At 32.4% G+C, this 26,322-nt stretch carries 28 protein-coding genes; 8 read left to right on the top strand and 20 right to left on the bottom strand.

Annotated elements, in window-relative coordinates:
• Positions 1–8: 8 nt before the first annotated feature.
• The 3 genes from FF125_RS00815 (at position 9) to FF125_RS00805 (ending at position 3,650) form a co-directional block, all read left to right on the top strand.
• Positions 9–1,820, top strand: a complete 1,812-nt coding sequence (locus FF125_RS00815; RefSeq protein ID WP_138948005.1) for an AMP-binding protein — start codon at positions 9–11, stop codon at positions 1,818–1,820.
• A 14-nt stretch (positions 1,821–1,834) separates the two neighbouring features.
• Entirely contained in the window at positions 1,835–2,596 is a 762-nt protein-coding gene (locus FF125_RS00810; protein ID WP_138948004.1) for an exodeoxyribonuclease III, read from the top strand.
• Between the two features lie 103 nt (positions 2,597–2,699).
• On the top strand, positions 2,700–3,650 hold the full coding sequence (locus FF125_RS00805; RefSeq protein WP_138948003.1) for an OmpA family protein: 951 nt from the start codon (positions 2,700–2,702) through the stop codon (positions 3,648–3,650).
• A gap of 5 nt (positions 3,651–3,655) precedes the next feature.
• On the opposite strand, the gene FF125_RS00800 is transcribed toward FF125_RS00805, so the two are convergent.
• The 8 genes from FF125_RS00800 to FF125_RS00765 all read right to left on the bottom strand — a co-directional run bounded on the left by FF125_RS00800 (position 3,656) and on the right by FF125_RS00765 (position 9,478).
• A complete protein-coding gene (locus tag FF125_RS00800) occupies positions 3,656–3,859 on the bottom strand; it encodes a YgaP family membrane protein (protein WP_138948002.1) in 204 nt (67 codons plus the stop codon).
• A 10-nt stretch (positions 3,860–3,869) separates the two neighbouring features.
• Positions 3,870–4,163: a thioredoxin gene (gene trxA / locus FF125_RS00795; protein WP_138948001.1), complete on the bottom strand. Its 294-nt coding sequence runs from the start codon at positions 4,161–4,163 to the stop codon at positions 3,870–3,872.
• A 1-nt stretch (position 4,164) separates the two neighbouring features.
• A complete protein-coding gene (locus tag FF125_RS00790) occupies positions 4,165–4,437 on the bottom strand; it encodes a heavy-metal-associated domain-containing protein (protein ID WP_138948000.1) in 273 nt (90 codons plus the stop codon).
• A gap of 7 nt (positions 4,438–4,444) precedes the next feature.
• The gene (locus FF125_RS00785) at positions 4,445–4,849 is read right to left on the bottom strand and encodes a rhodanese-like domain-containing protein (protein WP_138947999.1); all 405 of its coding nucleotides are present in this window, start codon (positions 4,847–4,849) and stop codon (positions 4,445–4,447) included.
• Between the two features lie 143 nt (positions 4,850–4,992).
• Positions 4,993–6,399 carry an MBL fold metallo-hydrolase gene (locus FF125_RS00780; protein ID WP_138947998.1) on the bottom strand — a complete coding sequence of 469 codons (1,407 nt, stop codon included), beginning with the start codon at positions 6,397–6,399 and terminating at the stop codon, positions 4,993–4,995.
• A gap of 70 nt (positions 6,400–6,469) precedes the next feature.
• Positions 6,470–7,159, bottom strand: a complete 690-nt coding sequence (locus tag FF125_RS00775) for a helix-turn-helix transcriptional regulator (protein WP_138947997.1) — start codon at positions 7,157–7,159, stop codon at positions 6,470–6,472.
• An 87-nt stretch (positions 7,160–7,246) separates the two neighbouring features.
• Positions 7,247–7,624, bottom strand: coding sequence for a VOC family protein (locus tag FF125_RS00770; protein ID WP_138947996.1), 378 nt, complete (start codon positions 7,622–7,624; stop codon positions 7,247–7,249).
• A gap of 129 nt (positions 7,625–7,753) precedes the next feature.
• The gene (locus FF125_RS00765; protein WP_138947995.1) at positions 7,754–9,478 is read right to left on the bottom strand and encodes a SulP family inorganic anion transporter; all 1,725 of its coding nucleotides are present in this window, start codon (positions 9,476–9,478) and stop codon (positions 7,754–7,756) included.
• A 146-nt stretch (positions 9,479–9,624) separates the two neighbouring features.
• On the opposite strand from FF125_RS00765, the gene moaD reads away from it, so the two are divergent.
• Positions 9,625–9,867 (top strand): molybdopterin converting factor subunit 1, encoded by a 243-nt coding sequence (gene moaD / locus FF125_RS00760; RefSeq protein ID WP_138947994.1) that lies wholly within the window; start codon positions 9,625–9,627, stop codon positions 9,865–9,867.
• 50 nt (positions 9,868–9,917) lie between these two features.
• Here the strand turns inward: moaD and FF125_RS00755 are convergent, their stop codons facing one another.
• Complete coding sequence (locus tag FF125_RS00755) at positions 9,918–10,193, bottom strand: DUF3817 domain-containing protein (protein WP_138947993.1); 276 nt, start codon at positions 10,191–10,193, stop codon at positions 9,918–9,920.
• Between the two features lie 184 nt (positions 10,194–10,377).
• Between FF125_RS00755 and FF125_RS00750 the strand changes: the two genes are divergently transcribed.
• The 3 genes from FF125_RS00750 to FF125_RS00740 all read left to right on the top strand — a co-directional run bounded on the left by FF125_RS00750 (position 10,378) and on the right by FF125_RS00740 (position 14,116).
• A complete protein-coding gene (locus FF125_RS00750) occupies positions 10,378–12,834 on the top strand; it encodes a DUF5686 and carboxypeptidase regulatory-like domain-containing protein (protein WP_138947992.1) in 2,457 nt (818 codons plus the stop codon).
• A 51-nt stretch (positions 12,835–12,885) separates the two neighbouring features.
• Entirely contained in the window at positions 12,886–13,308 is a 423-nt protein-coding gene (locus FF125_RS00745; protein WP_138947991.1) for a molybdenum cofactor biosynthesis protein MoaE, read from the top strand.
• A gap of 187 nt (positions 13,309–13,495) precedes the next feature.
• Complete coding sequence (locus FF125_RS00740) at positions 13,496–14,116, top strand: murein L,D-transpeptidase catalytic domain-containing protein (protein WP_138947990.1); 621 nt, start codon at positions 13,496–13,498, stop codon at positions 14,114–14,116.
• Positions 14,117–14,132: 16 nt separating this feature from the next.
• Here FF125_RS00740 and FF125_RS00735 read toward each other — a convergent pair whose 3' ends face one another.
• From FF125_RS00735 to FF125_RS00685, 11 genes are all read right to left on the bottom strand, one after another.
• On the bottom strand, positions 14,133–15,902 hold the full coding sequence (locus tag FF125_RS00735; protein WP_138947989.1) for a MutS-related protein: 1,770 nt from the start codon (positions 15,900–15,902) through the stop codon (positions 14,133–14,135).
• Between the two features lie 163 nt (positions 15,903–16,065).
• The gene (locus FF125_RS00730; protein ID WP_138947988.1) at positions 16,066–17,178 is read right to left on the bottom strand and encodes a HesA/MoeB/ThiF family protein; all 1,113 of its coding nucleotides are present in this window, start codon (positions 17,176–17,178) and stop codon (positions 16,066–16,068) included.
• A 162-nt stretch (positions 17,179–17,340) separates the two neighbouring features.
• Positions 17,341–18,171 (bottom strand): DUF1835 domain-containing protein, encoded by an 831-nt coding sequence (locus FF125_RS00725; protein WP_138947987.1) that lies wholly within the window; start codon positions 18,169–18,171, stop codon positions 17,341–17,343.
• On the bottom strand, positions 18,164–19,285 hold the full coding sequence (locus FF125_RS00720) for an NTP transferase domain-containing protein (RefSeq protein ID WP_138947986.1): 1,122 nt from the start codon (positions 19,283–19,285) through the stop codon (positions 18,164–18,166). The genes FF125_RS00725 and FF125_RS00720 overlap by 8 nt, the downstream gene beginning before the upstream one ends.
• Before the next feature lie 3 nt (positions 19,286–19,288).
• The gene (gene moaC, locus FF125_RS00715) at positions 19,289–19,762 is read right to left on the bottom strand and encodes a cyclic pyranopterin monophosphate synthase MoaC (protein WP_138947985.1); all 474 of its coding nucleotides are present in this window, start codon (positions 19,760–19,762) and stop codon (positions 19,289–19,291) included.
• A gap of 67 nt (positions 19,763–19,829) precedes the next feature.
• Positions 19,830–21,086, bottom strand: coding sequence for a molybdopterin molybdotransferase MoeA (locus FF125_RS00710; RefSeq protein WP_138947984.1), 1,257 nt, complete (start codon positions 21,084–21,086; stop codon positions 19,830–19,832).
• A 57-nt stretch (positions 21,087–21,143) separates the two neighbouring features.
• Positions 21,144–22,127 (bottom strand): GTP 3',8-cyclase MoaA, encoded by a 984-nt coding sequence (gene moaA, locus FF125_RS00705; RefSeq protein WP_138947983.1) that lies wholly within the window; start codon positions 22,125–22,127, stop codon positions 21,144–21,146.
• 52 nt (positions 22,128–22,179) lie between these two features.
• Positions 22,180–22,593 (bottom strand): DUF6691 family protein, encoded by a 414-nt coding sequence (locus FF125_RS00700; RefSeq protein ID WP_138947982.1) that lies wholly within the window; start codon positions 22,591–22,593, stop codon positions 22,180–22,182.
• A gap of 3 nt (positions 22,594–22,596) precedes the next feature.
• On the bottom strand, positions 22,597–23,154 hold the full coding sequence (locus tag FF125_RS00695) for a YeeE/YedE family protein (RefSeq protein WP_138952349.1): 558 nt from the start codon (positions 23,152–23,154) through the stop codon (positions 22,597–22,599).
• 12 nt (positions 23,155–23,166) lie between these two features.
• Entirely contained in the window at positions 23,167–23,802 is a 636-nt protein-coding gene (locus tag FF125_RS00690; RefSeq protein WP_138947981.1) for a Crp/Fnr family transcriptional regulator, read from the bottom strand.
• Between the two features lie 13 nt (positions 23,803–23,815).
• Entirely contained in the window at positions 23,816–25,069 is a 1,254-nt protein-coding gene (locus FF125_RS00685; protein ID WP_138947980.1) for a 3-deoxy-D-manno-octulosonic acid transferase, read from the bottom strand.
• 84 nt (positions 25,070–25,153) lie between these two features.
• Here FF125_RS00685 and FF125_RS00680 point away from each other — a divergent pair, with 84 nt between their 5' ends.
• Positions 25,154–26,320 carry a DegT/DnrJ/EryC1/StrS family aminotransferase gene (locus tag FF125_RS00680; protein ID WP_138947979.1) on the top strand — a complete coding sequence of 389 codons (1,167 nt, stop codon included), beginning with the start codon at positions 25,154–25,156 and terminating at the stop codon, positions 26,318–26,320.
• Positions 26,321–26,322 lie beyond the last annotated feature (2 nt).

Genomic DNA, 26,322 nt, shown 5'->3' with positions numbered 1-26,322 from the left:
AATTTTAAATGTCTTTGAAACCTAGTGAAGAGATTATAAAAAATAGCAACATTTTTAAAATGATGCAAGAGCATCATTTTACAGATTATACTAAATTTTGGAAATGGTCGGTCTCCGATAAAAAGAAATTTTGGACGGAGACCATTAAAAACCTTGATATTAATCTAACAAATCCCTTTTCTGAAATTTATAATTCAGATGATGTTGAAAACCCACAATGGCTTAACGGTGCTAAATTAAATATTGTTGATAGTTGTTTTCAAAATGATGATGATGCTATCGCAATTATATATCAAAAAGAAAATGATGAACTTCAAAGTATTTCTCAATTAACATTAGAAAAATTAGTAAATAGAATTGCGAATAGTCTTATTGATAGTGGTTTAGTAAAAGGAGATGTTATTGCTATAGACATGCCATTAACTTTAGAAGCGGTTGCTATTTATTTAGCTGCTATTAAAGCCGGTATACCTGTGGCAACTATTGCCGATAGTTTTACACCAAATGAAATTGCCATCCGCTTAAAAATTACGAAACCCAAACTTATATTTACCCAAGATTATTTATTAAGAGCAGGAAAAAAACTACCTCTTTACAGTAAAATTTTAGAAGCAAATGCTCCAAAAGCCGTTGTTATTAAAGCAACAGAAGAAGCATTGAGTCTACGTGAATATGATCTCTTTTGGGATGATTTCTTATCTAACAATACTTCTTTTAAAAGTGTGTTGCACAATCCTGAAGATCTAATGACAATTTTGTTTTCTTCAGGAACAACAGGTGAACCAAAAGCAATTCCTTGGACACATACTACGCCAATAAAAAGTGCATCTGATGGTTATTATCATCACAATATTCAAAAAAATGACGTTGTATGCTGGCCTACCAATTTAGGTTGGATGATGGGCCCCTGGCTTATCTTTGCTGCATTAATTAATAAAGCAAGTATTGCATTATACTATGGTGCTCCTATTGATAGAAATTTTGGCGAATTTGTGCAAAATGCTAAAGTAAATATGTTGGGCTTAGTGCCAAGTATTGTAAAACACTGGATTAAAACGAAGTGTAACGAAAATTTAGATTGGAACGCAATAAAATGCTTTAGTTCTACTGGAGAAGCTTCAAACCCTAAAGAAATGGAATATTTAATGCAACTGGGTAATAACAAACCAGTTATTGAATATTGTGGTGGTACTGAAATTGGTGGCGGTTATGTTACCAGTACAGTAGTACAAGAAAATATACCTAGTACTTTTTCTACACAAGCTCTTGGAGGAGAATTTGTTCTATTAAATGATGAATACAAACCTTCAGACAAAGGCGAATTATTCTTACTTCCACCAATTATGGGATTATCAGAAAAATTATTAAACAGAGATCATCACGACGTTTATTTTAAAGATACACCTACTTATAACGGTCTGAAATTACGTAGGCATGGTGATCAATTAATTCGTTTAAATAATGGATATTACAAAGCTATGGGTAGAGTTGATGACGCCATGAACTTAGGTGGAATAAAAGTGAGTTCAATTCAAATAGAAGCGGTAATTAATCGGTTACATTTCATTAAAGAATCTGCGGCTATTGCCATTTCTCCTGAAGATGGTGGCCCAAGTGTTTTGGTTATTTATTATGTTGCTCTTAACGCAAGAGAAACTGAGAATGAGTCATACCTTAATTTGATTAATACGCTTATAAAAAATGAGCTAAACCCACTGTTTAGAGCAAAAGAATTGATTAAAATTGACTCCTTACCAAGAACCGCCTCAGGCAAAGTAATGCGAAGAAAATTAAGAGATTTATTTGAGTCTGAACATTAAAACACAACATAAAAATGAATATTATTTCCTATAACGTAAACGGTATACGAGCTGCTTTAAAAAAAGGGTTTATGACCTGGTTACAAGCCGCTAATCCTGATGTAATTTGTATCCAAGAAACCAAAGCTCATAAAGAGCAATTGGATTTGGAAATTTTTGAACAGGCAGGTTACTCTTATCATTACTGGTTTTCAGCTGAAAAAAAAGGATATAGTAGTGTTGCTGTCCTATCAAAAACAAAACCGAAACATGTTGAATATGGTACAGGTATTGAATCAATGGATTTTGAAGGAAGAAATTTACGTCTTGATTTTGATAACGTTTCAGTAATGAGTTTATATTTACCGTCAGGTACAAATGATGCTAGATTAGGTTTTAAACTTAATTATATGGATGAGTTTCTAGAATATATAGACAACCTTAAAAAAGAAATTCCGAATTTAGTTATCTGTGGCGATTATAATATATGTCATGAAGAGATAGATATCCACAATCCTAAAATGAAAGGTGTTTCAGGATTTTTACCTGTAGAAAGAGAGTGGATTGGCAAGTTTATTGATAGTGGTTTTATCGATTCTTTTAGACATTTTAACAAAGAACCTGATAATTATAGCTGGTGGAGTTATAGGGCCAATGCTAGAAACAATAATAAAGGATGGCGAATAGATTATTGCATGGCGTCAGAACCGCTTAAATCGAATTTAAAGCGAGCTTATATTTTACCAGAAGCAAAACATTCAGATCATTGTCCAATTGGAGTGGAATTAGAATTTTAGTTTATATTTAAAATTAGCGTAAAGAGAACTCACTTAATTCATTAAAATTGTCCCCTTGAGGGGACCTTAGTGGTGTTTTGTAACAAATTAAAAAATAAAAATCATGAAAAAAATAGCTTTATTCATTTTAACCTTAACCTTATTGAGCTCTTGTGTTTCTAAAAAAGTATATACTGAACTTGAAGAAAAATACGACAAACTAAGAGGGAGTAACGAAGCTCTATTTAGTGAAAATCAAGATTTGATAGATCAAAAAAAGGACTTAGAAGAAGCTCGTTTACGATTACAATCCGAATTAGATAATTTAGCGGAAGAAAAAGAACGAATTACCAATGCGGTAAATCAACTGGAAGATAAAAAAAACAAACTTCAGGCAGAATTTGAAAATCTTGCCAATGATAGTGAACAACAACTATCTGCAAAAGCCGCAGAGAACAGAAAACTATTAGTAGAATTACAAGACAAAGAAGCTAAATTAGCTGCAGAAAGCGAACGTTTGGCAGAATTGCAAAGTCAGTTGAGTGAACGTTCAGCAAGAGTTGATCAACTAGAAGGCTTAATAGCTGCAAAAGAGGCAGCCATGCAACAACTAAAAGATGCTGTTTCAGCAGCTTTACAAGGTTTTGAAGGTAAAGGTTTAACTGTAGAGCGTAAGAACGGTAAAGTGTATGTTTCTATGGAAAACAAACTATTATTCAGTTCTGGTAGCTGGGCAGTAAATAGCGAAGGTAAAAGAGCCGTAAACAACTTAGCAGCCGTTTTAACTGAAAATCCTGATATTGATGTATTGATTGAAGGTCACACAGATAATGTTCCTTATGGAGGAAAAGGGGTGTTAATTGATAATTGGGACTTATCAACTAAAAGAGCGACAGCCATTGTACGCATTTTGGTAGATAATAATGTACCTCAAAAACAAGTTACCGCAGCCGGACGTGGTGAATTTATGCCAATTGCAAGTAATACCACCTCAACAGGAAGAGCTAAAAACCGACGTATAGAAATTATATTAGCACCAAATTTAGATGCAATTAATAAATTGTTGGAGGAATAGAAGTGTTATTTTTTCTTAATAGAATTAATACCTGTCATTAACCATATCGGGCACGTACTCGTTAGTGCTGTTAATATCATGATTACAGCTACCGCATATAAAACATAATCCCATGGACTTGCCACTTGATGTGTGTATGCGGCCCAAATGGCAACCACTGCAATTATTAATCTTATAATTTTATCGATACTACCTACATTTTTTTTCATGTTAAAAGGTTTAATTACTATTAATAATCTGAACAATTTCAGTAGCCTGTAAAACTCCCGATTGACGCCAAACTTGTTTTCCTTTTTTAAACAAAATTAGAGTTGGCACACCTTTTACTTGAAATTTTGAAGCTACTGCTTGGTTTTTATCAACATCTATCTTTACAATTTTTATCTTGTCTTTAAGCTGCTGTTTAACTTCTTTAAGAATAGGTGCCATCATTTTACAAGGACCACACCAATCTGCCTTAAAATCAACCAAAACAGGAATATCTTGGTTGATAATCTCATTAAACGAAGCCATTTTAAGCTTTCACTCCTATTCTACCCGTAGCACAACTCACAAATGATTTTGCTTTATGCATAATGGTATTGGCATCACCAGCTTCTGGATAACCCATTTTAGATAACTTTTCTTTTACAGCTTGTAATACAACATCATTTTCTGAATCTATGTTTACTTTAGAAGTCTCTATATCTATGCTTATATCTGAGACGCCATCTACTGAAAGCAATCCTTTTTTTATTGTATTTGCACAACCTCCGCATTTAAGGTTAAGTATTTCTATTGTTGTCATGTTTTCTTTATTTTTCTATTTCTAAATTTTCTTTTGACCAAGCTACAAAACCGCCCTGAAGGTCATATATTTTTGTAAACCCAGCTGCTTTTAATTTCGAGGACGCATTGGCACTCCTCTTTCCACTCTTGCAATACACATAAACGGGTTTCGTTTTGTCTAACGTTTCCATTTGCGTCATAAAATTTTTATCAAATACATTAATGTTTTTCGAGCTTTTTAAATGTCCCGCATCATATTCTTTTGGAGTTCTAACATCTATAAGTTGTACTGTATTATTTTCAACTTTAGCGTTAAAATCTACCGGTTTAACCACCTCTACCGTAGTACTCTGATCATTACTTTGCGAACTGTTTTTACAAGAAAACAGCAACGTTATTACTACAAAAAGGCTTAATGTTAAATTTTTCATTTATATATTTTTTAGTTTTAATTTTTAATGATATTGTAACTCGTTTTATTACTACTTCAAAAGATTCAGCTTTCATAAACCACTTCTCTATACATGTTCTTATAAGCCTCCGCTTAGAAAATCAACTCGAAGTGATAGTAAATTTATAATGTTGAAGGACAAACATAGTCCGTTTTATTAATATTTGATTCTTTGATGGCTCCATAACCACCAGCAACATCTATAACTTTGTGATATCCTCTTGCTTTTAAGATGGAAGCCGCAATTACAGAGCGGTATCCACCAGCACAATGCACATAGAACTCTTTATCTTTAGGAAACTCAGAAATATGATCGTTAATAAAATCTAATGGTGTATTAGGCACATCAACAATATGTTCACTAGCATATTCACCGGGCTTTCTAACATCAAAAACAGCCGTTTTATCATTCATTTTATGTTCCAATTCTTCTGCAGATATAGACGTTAATGTATCTATTTCCTTACCCGATTTTTTCCAAGCATCAAAACTTCCATCAAGGTAACCTAAGGTATTATCAAAACCAACTCTAGATAACCGTGTCACTGTTTCTTCTTCTTTTCCTTTGGGAGTTACTAATAATATTGGCTGTTTTACATCTTTTATCAAGGCTCCTACCCATGGTGCAAACCCGCCTTCTAAACCAATAAAAATTGATCTAGGTATAAATCCTTTAATAAATTCTGATTCATGTCTTACATCTAAAATTAAGGCATCAGTATCGTTCGCTACTTTTTCAAAATCATCAGGAGACAAAGCAGTGGTACCTTTACTCAATATATCATCAATACTTTCATAACCTTCTTTATTCATCTTCACATTTAAAGGAAAATATTGTGGTGGTGGCAATAAACCATCCGTAACTTCTTTTACAAATTCCTCTTTGGTCATATTTTCCCTCAAAGCATAATTGGTCTTTTTTTGCCCACCAATAGTACCCACAGTTTCTTTACTTAAATTCTTTCCACAAGCAGAACCCGCTCCATGTGCAGGATATACTATTACATCATCCGCCAAGGTCATTATTTTAGTTCGTAAACTATCATATAAGTAACCCGCTAAATCTTCTTCAGTAAGTACACCAGCTTTTTGAGCTAAATCTGGACGACCAACATCACCTAAAAACAAGGTATCACCACTAAAAAGAGCATGGTCTTTTCCGTTCTTATCTTTTAAAAGATAGGAAGTACTTTCCATAGTATGTCCAGGTGTGTGCAATGCAGTAATTGAGATATCACCCAATTGGAATACTTCTCCATCTTTAGCAATATGCGATTTAAAGTTTGTTTTAGCAGTAGGTCCGAAAACTATGGTTGCTCCAGTTTTTTCAGCCAATGTAACATGTCCACTTACAAAATCAGCATGGAAATGTGTTTCAAAAATATATTTGATTTTTGCTCCGTCTTTATTAGCTTTGTCTATGTAAGGTTGCACTTCCCTTAATGGATCAATAATAGCAACTTCACCTTTACTTTCTATATAATATGCACCTTGAGCTAAACAGCCGGTATAAATTTGTTCAATTTTCATAATTCTTGTTTAATTTACAAAGATACTCACTAAAATAAGAAATTAAAGTAACAAAAATTACAAAGAATTGTTAAGGGTTATAGGGGCGTGACTTATAAAAAGATTCAAATTCAAATTTTCTATCTTCAAATTGGCTGGGCAAAATTTTAAAGTTTTGAATTCGGTCTACTCTAAATGCTCTATAATCATTTCGTAAATGACACCACGCAATTAGAATCCATTTATTGTCTGTTGCAAATATGGCACAAGGTTCAATAACCCTAAAAGTAGAATCAACTTGATCTGCCTTACGGTAATTAATCTCGGTTTCATTAAAATTAGTAATTGCCAATTGCAATTCGGAAAGAGCATTGCTGGAAATTATTTCTTGCTTAAAATCAAAAACACGAATTTTACTATGTAGTAATTCGCTTTTCTGTTGGATAGACGTTCTGAAAACCGACTTAATTTTGGTCATCGCTTCCTCAAAATCATGAACAAACGATGCGTCATTTGATTTATTTACTAGATGCTGAGCTGTAATTAAAGCATTTGCTTGTTTTTCAGTAAACTGAACAGGTGCCACAACATAGCCATCCATTAGGCTATAGCCTCGCCCTTCTAAGGTGATAATAGGAACGCCAGCAACTTCTAATTTTTTAATATCTCTATAAATAGTTCTAATACTGACTTCAAACTTTTGAGAAAGTTCAGTAGCCGTTAAAATGCGTTTTGATTTTAACAAGGTCAATATGGCAATAAGTCTAGATAGTTGTTGCATGAATAACAAAGATAGTAAAAGAAAAGAGGCACGAACCAAGATTTATTTGTCTCGCTTCTTGCCTCTTTAGGCCCTGCGTCCTATTTATTAAGACATGGAGTGCAATGCTACTTTGTTACCTTCAGTATCTGCAAGTAAGGCAAAAAATCCATTTTCACCAATATCTGTTTTGGGCAATAAAACCTTACCACCAGCACGTTCAACGCGACTTAAAGGAAGACTTAGATCATTGCCGCCATTCAAATAAACGGTAACACCTTCCATAGATGGTTTTGCATCTTCACCTTTAAAAATGGCACCTCCTACCCCTTCTTCTTCAGGTTTGTAGTCAAAAACACCATATTCCATGGTAGCATCTGGCATGGGATGATCGGTAATTCCAATTCCCAACACTGTGGTATAAAACTTTTTCGCTCTGTTATAATCCGTTACAGGAATTTCAAACCAACTAATTGCACTTTTCATAATTTATAGATTTTTATGGTTAAACATAATGCAAATGTAGCAGTGGTTTTGACAGATGATGTCAGGGGTTAAAAATTTTGTTCATCGTAGAAATGAATGGACCAAATGCTCAAATAAAAAATACCGTAATTAATTTACCTGATCTAAATACTGAGTATATTTTCTCTCTTGATCGAGATTATCTTTGTTAAGATAATTATTTACGGCTTCTTGAATACTCATAAAACAATTTTCTACTCCAATCTGATTTATTAGACCGCTTTTAGCGAAAGCATCCCTTAATGGGCCTTTTATATTTGTAAAGTATATTTTAATTCCTCTACTATTGTATTTTTTCAAAAGTTCATTTAAAGCGAAAACACCGCTACTATCAATATTACTTATAACTTCTGCATCGATAATAATAAGCCTTAAATCCTCCCCTTTTTCATAAACTAATTCATCCAATTTCTCTTTAAAATAATTGGTATTCGCAAAATATAATTGTGAATCGAACCTAACGATTAAAAATTCTTTATCAATTTCAACATCATTAAACCGCCCTTTATTTCTGTAAAAGTGAGCTGTGTTTGGCACCTTACCTAATACTGCCATATGTGGTCTTGAAGTCTCAAAAATAACCGCAAAAATAGAAACCATTACACCTACCATAATCCCTTCTTTTATTCCGACAGTTAGCGTAATAATCAAAGTTACCAACATCATTATAAAGTCTTTCTTATCCGTTTTCCATAAAAACCTCATGTCTTTGACTTTTATCATGCCTAAAATTGCAGTAATAATTATGGCGGCAAGTACAGTTTTAGGTAAATAATAAAAAACTGGAGTCAAAAATAAAATGGTTATTAAAATAAACAAAGCTGCAACCACATTAGACATTGCTGTGTTAGCACCGGCTTCTTTGTTTATTGCAGATCTTGAAAAGCTTCCTGTAAAAGTATAAGCTCCAAAAAATGACCCTACCATATTACCTAAACCTAATGCAATTAATTCTTTATTTGGTTTTAAATTGGAATCAATTACATCTTCATCTAAGGTTTTGGCTATAGATATTCCTTGTAAAAATCCTGTAAAGGCAAGTGTTAATGCTATTGGCAGTAACTTTTGCATAAGTGACACGTCAAAATGATGAATTAAAAATGGAGGTAACCCTTTTGGGATATCTTTTACAATTTCAACATCAGATAAGTAATTGCCAAACCATTTCATTACCAAAATACCTATAATAACCACTAACAATTGACCTGGTAATTTTTTATGTATTTTTTTTAATCCATAAATAACTAAAATTGACCCCAAACCAATCAATATAGTGTTCAGATTAATTTCAGTTATTTTTTCAAAAAGGTTTAAAATTATTGTGTGAATTTGATTACTACGTGACACGTCTAAACCTAACAAATCTTTTAACTGACTAAAGGCTATTATAATAGCAGCAGCAGATACAAACCCAGTTAAAACAGGCCTTGACAAAAAATTCACGATAAAACCAAGCCGAAATATTCCCACCAAAAATTGTAGTACACCTACCATTATGGTGAGTAATAAAACAATAGTGATATAATTATCTGTGCCTACAACAGCTAGCGTAGATACACCAGAAGCTATTATTAACGAATCTAATGCAGTAGGTCCTGTAGACAACTGTCTTGAGGTTCCAAAAATTGTATATATTAATTGCGGAATTAAAGCGGTATATAAACCATAAATAGGCGGTAAACCTGCGATTATGGAATAAGCAATACCTTGTGGGATTAAAATAATACCAATAGTTAAACCAGCAAATATATCACCTCTTAAAAACGAGGCCTTATAGTTTGGTAACCAATCTAATATTGGGAAAATTTTATTCATTTAATACAATATTACCAACTTTTAACAGCTATGCTAAATTCAGTTGGTATGTCATTTTTAACTAAATGTCTTTAAAAGACATCACAGCATTTATTATCTTTACTTTAGCAAAAGTAATGCAATTGAACTGATTTAAATAAAACGACATGCAAATAAAACTATTGCTTTTTGGCATTGTTAAAGATATTGTTGGTAAAAGCACCACGGAATTAGAATTAATTACCAATACCTCAATAGCTAATTTTAAAGAGCTATTGATTGAAAAACACCCAAAACTAGTAGCTTATAAGAATTTTTCAGTAGCCGTTAACGAAAACTATGTTGATGATACTTATTTAATCAACCCCAATGATGTAATTGCCATCATTCCGCCAGTAAGTGGAGGGTAAAGAAACACATTTGCAATCTTCGCAAAGTAGAACAAAAATCTTACTTAAATTTATGCTCTAAGATATTTTTTATCGACATAAAACGTACCGAATGGTATTATAGAAGCAGCCAAGACAATTAAAAACGTCTTGTTATCCCATTTATATTCCGGTTTTACCAAAAAAGCCAAGATTACATACGCCACAAATAACAAACCATGTGGCATGCCAAACATTTTTACCCATGATTCATCATGACCAATATATTTTATGGGAGTTGCAATAAAAAGCAGTATTAAATACGACAATCCTTCTAAAATAGCTACAATTTTAAATGTGGTCTTCATTGGTTTTTTCTCTTAAATTATGGTCTGCAAAAATAGGGAATTTCCATTCTATTTATACCCAAAACGCAGCGTCTTTCAGCAAAAATTAACAATAATTAAAGAAAACTGTCTCTATTTTTAACATATTCTTATAATCCAAGCCCATTTTAAAAATTTAGGTTTGCTCATAACTAAATCAACCTCAATGAATATTAAAATTTCACTACTCCTTTTTATTAGTTACTCTATCTCACAAGCACAAATTACAGGTACAGTTACCGACGAAAACAATACGCCTTTACCATTTGTAAATATTTACTTGCAAGGATCATATAATGGAACAACCTCAAATGATGATGGCATTTACCAATTAGACATTAATAAAACAGGTAATTACACTATTATTTTTCAATATTTAGGCTTCAAAACATTAAAAAAAGAGGTTAAAATAACAGCATACCCTTATCAATTAGATATCGTTTTAAAAGAGGATGCTTTAGCCTTAGATGAAGTTCAAATAAGCACTAAAGACAATCCTGCTCATCGAATTATCAGAGCTGCAATTGCTGAAAAAGATAAAAATTTAAAGAAAACGACCAATTTTACAGCCGACTTTTATTCGCGAGGTATTTATCGGATCAAAGATGCTCCTGAAAAAATTATGGGTTTTGAATTGGGTGACCTCGGTGGCGGTTTAGATTCTACACGAAGTGGCGTTGTTTATCTTTCTGAAACGATTTCTAAAATTACGAAGAGCGAAAAGGAATTTAAAGAAAACATATTGGCTTCTAAGGTCAGTGGAGATGATAGTGGTTTTAGTTTTAATCAAGCATCTGAAGTAAATTTTAACGTTTATACGAACTTGATAAACCTCGGCGAAAACATTGTTTCACCAATAGCCAATTACGCTTTTAACTATTATAAATACACCTTGGTTAATAGTTATTATGAAGGTGAGTTTCTCATTAACAAAATTAAGGTTGCCCCTAAAAAAACTACGGATAATGCCTTTACGGGATTTATCTATATTGTTGAAAACAGTTGGGAATTTTTTGCTGTAGACCTTTCGGTTACCGGTAAACAAATACAACAGCCTATGGTTAAAAAGTTGACGTTGAAACAAAGTTATTCTTATTCTGAAAAAGACAAAATGTGGCCACTATTTTCTCAAAGTATTGATTTTATTTTTGGCATGTTTGGCATTAACGTAGATGGACGTTTTACAGGTGTATATAGCGATTATAATTTTCAACCCAACTTTACAAAAACCACATTTACCAATGAAATTTTGTCAATTGAAGATAAAGCCAATAAGAAGGATAGTCTTTTTTGGAAAAACATGCGACCCATTCCGCTAACGGCCGAAGAAATGAATGATTATCAACTAAAAGACAGCATTAAAGTTATTAGACAGTCTGAAAAATACTTAGACTCCATAGATCTTAAACGGAATAAATTCAAAATAATGAATGTACTTACCGGCTACAATTATTCAAACACCCATGAAAAATGGGGCTTAAACATTGGCTCACCAGTTTTCAACTCTATGTTTAATACGGTGCAAGGATGGCATACCAATATGGATATCTCTTATTATAAGTATTATAAAGACGAAAACAGAAGTTTTAATATTAGATCTAAAATAGATTATGGTTTGTCAGATGACCAATTGAGATTAAGTGGTGGGTTTACCTATAATTTTAATGGAAAAACCAATTCTTATGTAAGTATAAATGGTGGTAGAAAAATTATGCAATTTAACGAATCAGAACCCATTGCTCCGATAGTAAATGCCGTTAGTTCCTTATTCTTTGAAGATAATTATGCAAAATATTACGATAAAACCTTTGCGTCTATAAGTGGAGGAAAAGAAATATTTAATGGTTTGCGAATGAATTCTTCCATCAGTTACGAAAACAGAAAACCCCTGTTTAACAATGCTGATTGGGTAATTCTGAACAAAGATGACGAACAATACTCTTCTAATAATCCGCTAGAGCCTGAAAATTATACGTCAACCCCTTTTGACGAACATAGTATCTATAAATTTTCGTTAGGTGCTACTATTAAATTTGGACAAAAATACATTTCATATCCTGATCGAAAAATAAATGTATACGAAACCAAATATCCAGCTTTAAACATCGGATATATCAAAGGTTTTGCTGCTAGCGATTCAAAATATAACTATGATTTAGTACAAGCACGTTTGTATCAAGACTTAAAATTTGGTAACAAAGGAACCTTTTCTTACAACATCAAAGCGGGTAAATTTTTAAATACTGATGAACTTTCCTTTACAGATTACAAACATTTTAACGGAAACCAAACCCATGTAAATCTAGATTTAAACTATACCAATAGCTTTAATTTGTTACCGTATTATAACTTAAGTACAGATGATCAGTATGCAGAATTCCATGCTCAACATCATTTTAATGGCTATTTGTTACGAAAAATCCCTTTACTAAATAAATTGCAATTTCAATTAGTGGTTGGTGCTAAGGCTTTATTTACGCCTGATAACAAACCCTATTCTGAATATTCAGTTGGATTGGATAATATCGGATTTGGAAAATTCAGATTTTTACGAGTTGACTATGTTCGATCCTATTTTAATGGAAAGGCAACGAATGGCGTTGTTTTTGGCTTGAGTTTTTAAAACCCCTGAATACAGGTATTTATTCGCTTTAGAATTGCGTAATTTTGAATTATGGAAAATACCTCAATACATGTTACCAAAGACAAACTTAATTTACAAGCGTGTTACGACTTTGTTCAAGATGCTTCTTGTGGAGGAATTGCCCTCTTTGTTGGTACAGTTAGAAATAAAACAAAAGATAAAGAGGTTACCTTATTAGATTTTTCTACCTATAAACCAATGGCAATTAAAGAAATGCAGAAAATAGCGGATAAAGCCTTGGTCGATTTTAACATTATAAAAATTGCGATACACCATGCTGAAGGTGAGTTACAAGTAGGTAATATTCCTGTAATTATTGCCGTTTCGTCAGCTCATCGAAAAGCGGCTTTTGATGCTTGTCATTACGCTATAGATACACTAAAAGAAACAGTCCCAATCTGGAAAAAAGAACACTTTGTAGATGGTGAAGTATGGGTCAATGCACATCCTTAGGGAAGCTCGTCCCTAACTGAACTCGGCTCGGTTACTTCGAAACAAAATGTATTTTGTTTCTTGTTAATCCAAAGGGAAGGGAACGTTGCTTCTTCTAAGTTGATATAGACAACTTATACGAAATGTAAATATTAATTGCGAATTGCCCCCTTGAGGGGACTTTAGGGGTGTTTTTTGAATTTTAAATATGAATAAAAACTTTACAACCTTACTAATAATCATATCCTTTTTTTCTTGTAAAAAAGAAAGGCAAAACCTTTTTGTTGGTAATGACCCAATTGCCATTGAGGCTGAGGTATTAGACTATTCTGACGAAATAAATCACATAAAAGCAATTACAAAAAAAGGTAATTATAATAAAAACATTGCTTTTATGATTGATTACAGCATACACAGCGGTAAAAACAGATTTTTTGTGGTTGATTTAAAAAAGGATAGTATCATTAAAAAAGAGTTAGTATGCCACGGTGATGGCAAAGGAAAAAATACTACAGGTATCCCCACCGTTTTTAGCAATAGAAGTGAAACCCATTGCAGTTCGTTGGGAATGGCAGTAATGGGAGAAAGAGCCTATAGCAGTTGGGGTAAAAATTATAAATATTGGATAGACGGCCTTGAAGAAACTAATAGTAACATGCGAAAAAGAATAGTAGTGTTACACGGCTGGAAAGGAATGCCAAATAAAGAAACCTACCCAAACCCTATTGCCACCAGTTGGGGCTGCCCAACAGTATCTGTTGACGTTTTAGATGAATTGGATGTGCTTTTAAAAGAGAATAAAAAGGTGTTGTTGTATTCGTTTGAGTGACCCTCTTTAAAATTTACTAAACTATCTCCATTTTCTTCAATAAAAACGAAGCATTCATATTTTTACAAACTCCTGTTTTTAATCGGTAGTCAAAATGAAGTTCGTCATTGATAATTTCAGCATCAAAATAGTAGTTTTTAATGGCGGTAAGTTCTTTTTCAATTTCACAAAGGCTCAGATCATGTGTGGCAATAATTCCGGTGGAATTTGAAGCTACTAATTTCTGTACAAACTTTTTAGATCCGATAGCTTTATCAGTACTGTTGGTTCCTTTTAAGATTTCATCGAGAATGATAAAATAACGATCTGATTTTATTTGTTCTACAATAAATTTTAAGCGTTTTAACTCTGAAAAAAAGTACGACTCGTCATCAGCCAAAGAATCTGTGGTACGCATGCTCGTAATCAATTTTATTGGAGAATATGCAAATGATTTTGCACAAACAGGTAAGCCCATATTTGCCATTACTATTGACAAAGAAACGGTTCTTAGAAAAGTACTTTTACCTGCCATATTTGCCCCAGTAATGATAAAAAATTGCTGATTTTCAATAGTATAATCATTATCAATACGATTGGTGGTTTTTAACAAAGGATGTCCCAATTGCTGGGCTTGAATAACGTTTCTATCTCCATTTAATTCTGGATACACATAATTGGGATTGTTAAAAGCAAAATTTGCCAAACTGTTTTGGGCATCAAAAAAGGCAATGACTTTAAACCAATTCTCAACTTTATCTCTATACGTATTTATCCAATTTTCAATTTTAAATGCCTGATTGGCATCCCACAATAACAACCCATTACCAACAAAAGCCATTATCATATTATTACGCTGGTCTAAAGCATCTAAAATTTTTGAGAATTTTTTAAAAATAACTGATGCTTTTTCCTTTTCTGTTTTAATGGCTTCTTGCTGAGCAATAAGAATTTCAGAAGAAAAAGTAGAGCCTTCTATTTTATCTAACAATTTATGATATTGTTTAAACGTATCTTTCGCTTTTCCGGCATCATCATAAATAGCATTCACCTTTTTCAAATATGCACCTGCAATACCTAAGCCAATAAAAAACCAAACCAATAAAAAGTGATAGGTAACTAAGTCAAAACTGATTAACACAGCTAAAATCACAGAAATTAAAGCAAAAACTCTTGGTAAAAATGCCATGAATTTGGGTAAACCAGGGTTGTAATTATGAATCCATTTTATAATATGCCTTGCCGGATGTTTTACATTAACCAAACTGCCAATAGCCGAAAATTCTTGTCGCCATTTAGGTATTTCAGCCAATTCTTTTATTCCGTTTTGCTTTTTATCAATACCATCAATATTATTTAATGTTAATTGATTAGCAAACTCTCTTGCTCCTTCTTTTGTTACTGTTCTATTGGCAAATTGATAAAAAGATCCTTTACCAAAAAGATCAATATCATAACTATAATAATGATTTGGATTTTCATGTTCAGTTCCCGCATCTAAATCGAGATAGTTACCATAAATAATCTCAATTTCCGTAGTATTTATTGCTAATAGCTGTTTGATAAAATCTCTTTTGTACTGTAAATCTGAATGTCTTAGCACCAAATACAAAAAAAGAGCAATACCAAAAATTGCAATTGCCGCTACTACTTTAAGGTTTGCAAAAAAGAAGTAAATCCCCAATGCTATCCCTACAAAAAGTAATAATCTAATCGTACTTGATAGAGCCAATTTCTTTTTTAATGTACTTAATTCTAATTCGTATTTTGTCTTTTCAGACTTATAAAATTCTAATGGTTTTTGCATTGAATTGGTTTGAATTTTTTATGTTTAAGCGAAAATTAATTATTTTTTTCTCAATTGAAGTCTTTTTTTGACTTGCTTAGCAGGGCTAAGGAAGGAAAAAAAGACAAAAAGTGAATGAAAAAAGCAATTTTTTAGCAAATAGAATAAGTTTAAATCAGTTCATTCAATAATTGCTTATACCTCCTTTGAGACTTAACATCTTCAAATTAGGATATTTTTCTTTAATTTTTTGAGTTGCCGTATAACTACTAATTCCTTTTTGACATATAAATATAAACGTTGGCTGGTCCAGTAAATCTAGACTTTGATCAACGTGACTAACAATATCATCAAATGCCGACAACGGTATTTTCGCATCGACTTTAAAAGGCAAAGATGTTGAAATATCTTCTATTACAGAAATTATTTGAACCTCGTTTTTGATTTTCGAATTCAAAATTTGTTTTAATTCATTGCTGGTTATTAACAATGACACATCTTGTGTTTCACAATTGGCATCAAAATAACTTTCTTGTTCAAATAGTTTTGAGATTCTTTCTTTATCAAATGCTCTTTTAAGTTTCATTTTATATTGCGAATTCTCCATACTATTATAGATTAACAATTCATCAATCAGTGGAGTACCAATACCACAAACAATTTTTATAACCTCATTGGCTTGCAACAAACCAATAATACCTACAATAGTATTTAGCGTGCCTATTTCTGAGCAATTGGGAATGGCATCCTTAGATATTTCTGGAAAAGCATCACGAAGATTGGCACTAAAATCACCTGTTTTTTGAGGAATATTAAAATTTGCCACGTAACCGTCAAACTTATAGAGTGAACCATAAATAAATGGTTTGTTTTTTAATACACAAACATCATTCAATAGGTATTTGGTGGGTAAACTATCCGTGCAATCGAGAACATAATCAACAGTTGCCAATAATTCAAATACGTTCTTTTTGTTAATTACCAAGTGATGCTCAAACACCTCGGTAAACGGAGCAATTTTCCTTAAATAGCTCCCTAAAATTGCTACTTTAGGCTTATCAACATCTTCAGTGGTAAAAAACAATTGACGGTGTAAATTAGTAATGTCTACCGTGTCAAAATCTACCAAATGAATAGTGCCAATTCCACTTCCGGCTAATGAAGTGGCCACTGAATTTCCTAAACCACCGCAACCCACAATCAAAACACTTGTTTGTTGTAGTTTTTGCTGTCCACTCTCACCTATTTCAGTTAAAGTGGTTTGACGAACAAAAAGTTGTTTGGACAATGGATTCATTTATTCTTCTCTTTAATTTTAATGTGCTCGTCACTCTGAGCTTGTTTATTCATAAAGTTTCGATTTCAGGGTGACAATCGTTTATGTTCAAGTGCCAAACTGTTATGAGATGCTGAAACAAGTTCTGCATGACGTATAATTCAACATTTCTAATATTTAGATTCAAATAAATTTTTTACCCTTTTCGTTCAATTGATAATTTTCGTCATTCATAGTATAATAGGCATTCAAATTATCTAAATAATTAACATATTGTAAATCTCCAAAACCATAAACTGTTTCAGTACGTTGCCATAACAACATTTCTCTAACAATTTGATTTTTCGTTAAAGAATTAGAGCCTATAACTTCTAACAATTTTTGTTGGATTTGATTGAGTCCGTTAGATTTCGGAAAACGTTGTAAATGTTGGTCAATCGCCATTTGAAAATAGGCAAAATCAGGTTTTTGGTTAAAATTAAAAGCCATTAATTCTTCTGGATTATTATTAACATAGATTTCCCAACATTTTTTGGCAAACAGCAGTTTTATGCGACTTAATTTCTTTTTCTTACCCAATAATTGAGGATAAGATTCGGCATCATAATCGCCTAAGGTTTGCATTTGATCTTTCTCATTTTCTTTGCCCGTACAAACCAAATGATAGGTTACCGACTTATCGTAACTCTCCAATAAATAAGTACATAAGGCCATTAGATTTACTTGACAAAACAAATCGTATTCAAACCATAATATAATTTCGTCATAATTGGCAACATTCTCCAATTTAACAATTTCCTTTATGGTTTTATCGAAGTATTCTAATTTGGTAACTCCCAATTCATTCTCAAAATAATCATATCGTTTTAACCAAAATTCATCACTGCCTACTTCCTTACAAATAGCACCTTCACATAGCATTTCTCGCCAAACAACTACATCACCTTCAATTCCAGATTCCTTTAAAGTTAATGCGGTACTATCGCCATTTAAAATATGTAATTTTTTAGCCATTAATTTCCTTTAAGGCTTGTTGATATTCTTCTGGGGTATTTATATTTCGTATCAAATCATCATCAACCTCAACAATTTCAACCTCTGAATTTATCAATACTTTACGAGGACAAGCATACCCTTGAGCTAAATAACCCAATAATATTGGATATGCTTTTGGCTCATAAATTGTAATTAACGGTTCTACAAAAGTTTTGGATTTCCCTTTAATTGCAGTCGCCATTTTTGAAGGGTTCCGATGCTTTAAAAGTAATTGAATTACTTCTGAGTCCACAAAAGGTAAATCGCTAGCAAATACCAGCCAAGCTTTATTCGGATCATGTTGAAATGCAGAACATATAGCTCCAAATGCTCCTAAATCGAAGAATTTATCTTCTATTATACTGTCAACTTCTGAAGCCATACCACTAGCCACAGAAATATAGGTATCTAATAAATTTCTTTCTAATAATTGCACGGCATGATGCCTCTGTGGTTTGCCATGGTAATCTAACTCCGTTTTATCTTGACCCATTCGGGTACTTTTACCACCAGCCAAAACCAATCCATTAATTGGTGCTATTTTTTCTTGAATTAAATTATTGATATGTCTAGCAATGGCATCTTCATCTGCCATAGCATATACTTTGATGTTTCTTATATGTGGAAATTTTTCAAGTAAACAATCAAAATAATCAACCTCGTCATTCAATTTAATAATGAATTGAATTCGTGTTAATTGATCTAAACGTTTTTTTACAGAAGCCTCCTTTTCATTGTCTAAAATTAAGATCTGCTTTTCTCCTTGATAATGGTTACCATTAATAAAAACTAAATCGTGTTGAGATAAACGAATACGCTCGTTATACTCGTTTAACTCAGTTTTTATTGTGGTCTCTAAACTCCCTGAATGATGAAACACAAAACTATCATAATCTTGTTGCATCTCCGAATCACTGTGTGAAGCATCTAAATAGCCAATTTTAGCTTCTTTTTGGAGATTTTGACTCATTTTTTGAACAAAATCAGCAATAACTGAGCATTTTGTACCTAAAATAGCAATTTCATTTGGTGCGAAATTTTCATTTTCACGCCTTTTTAATTTTGTATGTTTTTGGTGCTTCTTTTCCTCCATTACTTAACCTTTAAAATCTGATTTACCTCCGGTTTTTTCTAACAACTTAACCTCTTTTAATATCATGTGTTGTGAAATACTTTTACACATGTCATATATAGTAAGAGCAGTAACTGTAGCTCCGGTTAACGCTTCCATTTCAACTCCAGTTTTACCTTCAATTTCTACAGTACATAAAATTTCAGCATGTTCATCATCGATAACATCAATATCTATATCAACACCATTAATAGCCAATGGATGGCACATGGGTATTAAATCAGAAGTCTTTTTTACCGCTTGAATACCTGCCACAATAGCCGTTTGAAAAACAGGCCCTTTTTTGGTGGTAATATCGTTGTCTTTAAAATTAGAAACGACTTTCTTACCTAAGAACAACGTAGCTATAGCAGTGGCCTTACGTTTGGTAATGGCTTTATCGCCAACATTTACCATTTTAGGCTGATTTTTATTGTTGATATGTGAGAATTTGTTCACTTCAATGTTCTTTTTTGACCTCACAAGTGCTGACTCTGAAGTGTCGGGCTGAGGGGCCTGTTGTTAATTAATGCGGTCGATATCTAATCAAAGGAAAAGCTTCCCCTTTCATAAATTCTGTTTTATCAGCTGGCAATTCTAAAAAACCATCTGCATCTGCTAAATTAGCTAAATCTCCTGAACCTTTTCCTTTTAAAGGCGTGGCAATTAGCTTTCCATTTTTATTTTGTAGACGTATTTGCAAAAAATAAGTCAATGCTGGATGGAAAGTGAAGTTCTCTGAAAGGTTAGCATTATCTTCATTTACATATTGAATTCCAATTGATTTTCGCAACCAAGGATAAAAGTATTTTAAGCAACCTACAAAAGTTGAAACAGGATTCCCTGGAAAAGCAAAAATTGTAGTTCTATTATTTACCACACCCCTTTTTCTCCCGATGCTTCGGGACTCACTGTCAATACCAAAAGGACTAATAGTACCGAACCAGAAGGGTTTACCTGGGCGTTGTTTTACTTTATGAAATTGTTTTTCAACACCTAATTCTTCTAATATTTCGGGTAAAAAATCAAATTTCCCTTTACTGACGGCTCCACTGAAAAGCAACACATCATAATCTAGTAAATAACCTTCTATTTGTTGTTTTAAAATGGCTTTATCATCGTTAATATGGGCTGTATCTGCCTGAATTTTTAACTCCTGTAAAAGAGCTACTAACGTATAAACATTACTCCTTCTAATTTGATGATTTAAAGGTATTTTATCAACCTCAACCAACTCATCACCTGTAGAAACAATCATAACTTTGGGCTGTTTTGCTACTTTTACTGTTGCCTTACCAACAGTAGCTAACACTCCAATTTCAGCTGACGAAATTATTGTGTTTTGTTTTATCAGTAGATCACCTTGCTTTCGATCTAACCCTTTTCTGTGAATGTTTTGACCTTGTTTTATAGTATCAGTAGCTAGTTCAGCTTCCCCGTCTTTAATTTCTACTAGCTCGTATGGAATAACTGTATCTGCATTTTTGGGTACCATTGCACCTGTCATCACTTCTATACAGTTCTTTTGACTCTTTAACGATAATTGTTCTGCCCCAGCGGCTTGGATGCTTTCAATTGGAAATGTGATATCCCCTTTTTTATAAGTATCATGGTAAATGGCAATACCATCCATGCTGACTCTATCAAATGGAGGAAAATCTCTATCTGCACCAATATCTTCCTTTAAAACACGTCCTAACGACTCCATAAAAGGAATTTTTTCAACACCGAAATCTTGAGATTCTGATAAAATTATTTCTAATGCTTTTTCAACCGTTATCATAAAATATGACTGTTTTAACCTTAAACCCCAATACTGGAGACCTCTGTTTGTATTTACCTAACCTCCTATTGTAGACATACTTTCCGAAACATCATTATTTCTATTGGCCTCTGCAATAAAACCATTTTCGGGTTTTTGCTTTACAATACTCATAAAAAGCTGCTTTAAATCATCATTATTTGCTCCTTGACGGATAAAGTCTCGTATATTAAAAACACCATTATCAAATAGGCAATTTTTAAATATTCCGGTTGACGTAATACGTATGCGATTACAATCGTCACAAATGGTTCTAGTGAATGCTGGAATGATTCCAAAAGACCCTTTATAATCTGGTACTTTAAAGTTATGAGAAGTAGATGATTTATCTGATATTAAAGGCGTAACGTTGCTATAATTGGATTTAATTTTATGTAAAATTTTATTGTAATTCCACTCCTCCTTCATACTGCGTTGCCCTTTACCATTAAAAGGCATTTCTTCAATAAAACGTACAGCCAAATTTTTATGTTTAGTCAATTCAATAAAGTCAATAATTTCATGAGTGTTAACGTCCGATTGCACCACACAGTTCAGTTTTAAATTTAAAGAACTCCTTTCTAGAGCTTCCAATGTTTTAAAAACATCATCAAAAACATCACGTCTCGTTATTTTTGCAAAATTCGCTTTGTCTAAACTATCAATACTCAGATTTATAGTTTTTACTTTTAAAGCTTCAAGTTCTTTGATATGATTTACAATTAAAACGCCGTTGGTAGTGATATTAATTTCTTCCAATTTATCATTAAAAGAAAGCATTTCTAAAAACTTGATAAAATCTTTACGAACAAAAGGTTCCCCTCCCGTTAAGCGAACTTTATTAACACCTAGTTCACTTAAAACTCTCGTAACACGATACATTTCTTTAAAAGTAAGAAGTTCCTTTCTGTCAACTATATCAATGCCATGTGCTGGCATGCAATATTGGCAACGCAAGTTACAACGATCAGTTACTGCCAATCGTAAATAAGAAATTTGCCTACCAAAATTATCGGTTAACATGATTGTAATTTTATAATAGAATTATTGGTAAAGATAAGAAAGAAAACAATGCCTAGTTTGGCATCCACTTTTTAACTGCGTGATATACAAAAGCACCCAACAAAGCACCAAATACAATAATGAGAATTGCCAATACTCCTCTACCCAATAAAATAAACATAGGTCCAGGACAAGCACCAACTAAAGCCCAGCCTAAACCAAAAATAATACCACCAAGAAAATTAGCTTTAAAAGCATTCTTTTTAGGCGGTACAATAATTTGTTTACCATCCTTATTTTTTATAATACCTTTTTTGAATAACTGAATAATAAGAATACCTAAGACTACAGCAGAACCAATAACGCCATACATATGAAAGGATTGAAACTTAAACATTTCATAAATTCTAAACCAAGAGATAACTTCTGATTTACTTAGTATAATGCCAAATAAAATACCTACTACAAAAAATTTTATAAATTTCATCTTCTAAAATATTATCGGAATAAATACCCATGTCATTATTAATCCACCTACGAAAAACCCAATAACTGCAATTAATGATGGAATTTCTAAATTACTTAACCCAACAATAGCATGACCCGATGTACAACCACCCGCATAACGTGTTCCGAACCCAACTAAAAATCCACCAAGCAATAAAACTAAAATTCCTTTTAAAGAAAATAATGCATCTAATGAAAAAATTTCAGCTGGTAAATAAGATTGTCCGGCATTTTGAATACCTATTTCTGACAAATCTTGAATCGTTTGAGGATTTAAAGCAATAACTTCGTTTGGAGTAAGCCATTGATATGATATAAAACCGCCTATAATTGCACCAAAAACAAAGATTAAGTTCCACGTATTTTTTCTCCAATCAAATTTAAAATAACTGTTGAATTTACCGGCTCCACCAATAGCACATATCGTTTCTAAATTTGAGGACACTCCAAATGTTTTACCAAAATAAAAGAGTAAGAACATAACCAAAGTAATCAATGGACCTGCGACATACCAAGGCCAAGGTTGTAAAAAAAATTCAATCATAATTATATTTTAATATTCAAGAACTTCGATTTTATTCCTAAATAATTTAATTTTTTGTTCGTTTTCAAGTTGTTTTAACAATCTAGAAATTACAACCCGTGATGTATTTAAATCTTGAGCAATCTCTTGATGCGTTGTTGTCAAGGTTGTGCTTCTCATAATTTTTACCTTATCAGTTAAGTATTTGAACAAACGTTCGTCCATTTTCTTAAAAGCCAACGTATCTATTGCTTCAATCATTTCTGATAGACGTGTATTGTAACTATCAATTACAAAAGTTCTCCAAGATTTATATTTGGCTAACCATTCATCCATTTTTTCAACGGGTATAAATATAATTTCAGAATCCATTTCTGCCACACCTCTAATCTCACTTTTTGCACCGTGCAATCCACTGCCAAAAGTAATGGTACATGTATCGCCATGTTCTAAGTAATACAATACAATTTCATCACCCTTAGTATCTTCGTGACTAATTTTTATTGCACCTGATAGTATCAAAGGAATCTTATCAAACTTATCACCTAAATCCAACAAAAGTTCGTTTTCCCTTACCTTACTATAGACACCTACTTTGACGATTTCATCAACAAGTGCCTCCTCAAAAACTACATTAAAATAAGATGTTAATTTTTCTTTAATCATGATGTTCAGAAAATTAGTTATTGATGTATTTCATAATTTTTTGGGTAGACCCAATATTATTCAAAATATACTCTTTGGCAATATTACCTTTATTTTTACGAAAATCGTCATCGCTAAATAATAAAGTTAGTGCAGTATCAAGCTCTTCCGAATTTTGAATAGACACACATGCCTCAAGCTGAAGTAAATCTTTTGCTTCATTAAATTTATGATAATTTGGGCCAATAATTATTGGCACTCCGAAAGTCGCTGGTTCCAGTACATTATGAATTCCACTTCCAAATCCACCTCCAACATATGCAATATCACTATAGTTATAAATCTTAGTTAGAATTCCTATAGTATCAATAATTAATACCTGAAATTCACGTAAATCCTTATTCTCCATTTCTGAATACAATAGTACTTTTTTGTTTATGCTTTGTTTTAATTTATCAATTCCTTGTATATTGATATTGTGCGGTGCTATGATAAATTTTTGATTCTCATTTGATTCGTTATTAATAAAACTAACCAACAATGCTTCATCCTTAGGCCAAGTACTACCGGCCACCAAAGTTGTTTTATTATTTTTAAATTTCTCAGCAAAACTAATGTCAATTTCTTGCTTCGTAATTTCATAAACTCTGTCAAATCTTGTGTCTCCAGAAAGCGTCGTGTTGTTGAACCCTATTTTATTCAATAATTTTACAGATTCATTGTTTTGTACGAAAAAGTGATCAAAAGTTTGTAGTGATTTTCGCATCCATCCTCCATAACCTTTAAAAAATGATTGATTTTCTCTAAAAATGCCCGAAACCAAAATAGTCTTTATCTGTTTTTTTCTAAGTTCTTTCAATAAATTCGGCCAGAACTCGTATTTTACAAATACTGCTATGATAGGGTCTACAATTTCTACAAACCTTCTTACATTCGTTTTGGTATCTAAAGGTAAATAAGTAACCACGTCAGCTACTTCATAATTTTTTCTAACCTCATAACCTGAAGGCGAAAAAAAAGTAACTAATATTTTAGATCCAAAAAATTGTGATTCTGAATTTGTAGTTTGTATTTGTATTTTTTCTATGATTGGTCTTCCTTGTTCAAATTCTCCCAAAGACGCACAGTGAAACCACACAACTTTGCTATCAGATCCAAAACTATTTTGTAACTGAACAAAAACATCCTTTCTACCTTCAACAAAAAGAGCAATCTTTTTATTAAAAATTGCAATAATTTTAAGCAAAAAAGCTGCAATATAAACCGCTATGTTATATAAAAAATACATAAGATTTGGCTAAAATATGAATTTGTAAGATTAGGCGTTAAATAATTTGTAATTTTGTGCGTTTATTGTTAAAAACCATAGCGAATGAAACCAATTGAAATGGTTGACTTAAAAAGTCAATATAAAAGAATTAAAGGGCAAATAGATACATCTATTCAAAAAGTAATTGATAACACCTCATTTATCAATGGACCCGAAGTAAAACAATTTCAACAAGAATTAGAAGAGTACCTCGACGTTAAGCATGTAATTCCATGTGCCAATGGCACGGACGCCTTACAAATTGCCATGATGGGTTTAGGTCTTGAGCAAGGAGATGAAGTAATTACAGCTGATTTTACTTTTGCCGCAACTGTTGAAGTTATTGCATTATTAAAATTAACACCTGTATTAGTTGATGTTGAGGCAGAAACTTTTAACATTGATATCGAAGCTCTTAAAAAAGCCATCACTCCAAAAACAAAGGCTATTGTTCCGGTTCATTTATTTGGACAGTGTGCAAACATGGAAGCAATTTTAGAAGTAGCTAAAGAACATAACTTATATGTAATCGAAGACAACGCTCAAGCGATTGGTGCAGATTATACTTTTGCTAATGGTACAAAACAAAAAGCAGGAACTATTGGAAACGTAGGAACAACTTCGTTTTTTCCATCTAAAAATTTAGGTTGTTATGGTGATGGTGGTGCTATTTTTACTAATGATGACGATTTAGCTCATAAATTACGTGGAATTGTAAATCATGGAATGTACCAACGTTATTATCATGATGAAGTAGGTGTAAATTCACGTTTAGACAGTATTCAAGCTGTGGTACTAAGTGCCAAATTACCACATTTAGATGCCTATTGTAATGCCAGAAGAAATGCTGCTAAATATTACAATAATGCCTTTAAAGCTTCTAAAAATATCATTACTCCTTCAGTGACTTATAACTGTAATAAAAATGGAAATGAGATTTGCGACACCTGTAATTGTCATGTTTTCCATCAGTATACCTTAAGGGTAATTGATGTTGATAGAAATGCATTGCACCAGCATTTATTAGATAACAATATACCTTGTGCTATTTATTATCCAGTGCCTTTGCACAGTCAAAAAGCATATGCCGATGAGCGTTATAATGAAGCAGATTTTCCAGTTACTAATGAATTGATAAAATCGGTTATTTCTTTACCTATGCATACGGAGTTAGAAGAAGATCAACAAGATTTTATTGCCAAGACGATATTGAATTTTATAAATAAATAAGC

This window comes from Aureibaculum algae (assembly GCF_006065315.1).
In the GTDB taxonomy this organism is placed as follows: domain Bacteria; phylum Bacteroidota; class Bacteroidia; order Flavobacteriales; family Flavobacteriaceae; genus Aureibaculum; species Aureibaculum algae.
This window is presented reverse-complemented; position numbering and strand designations above follow the sequence as displayed.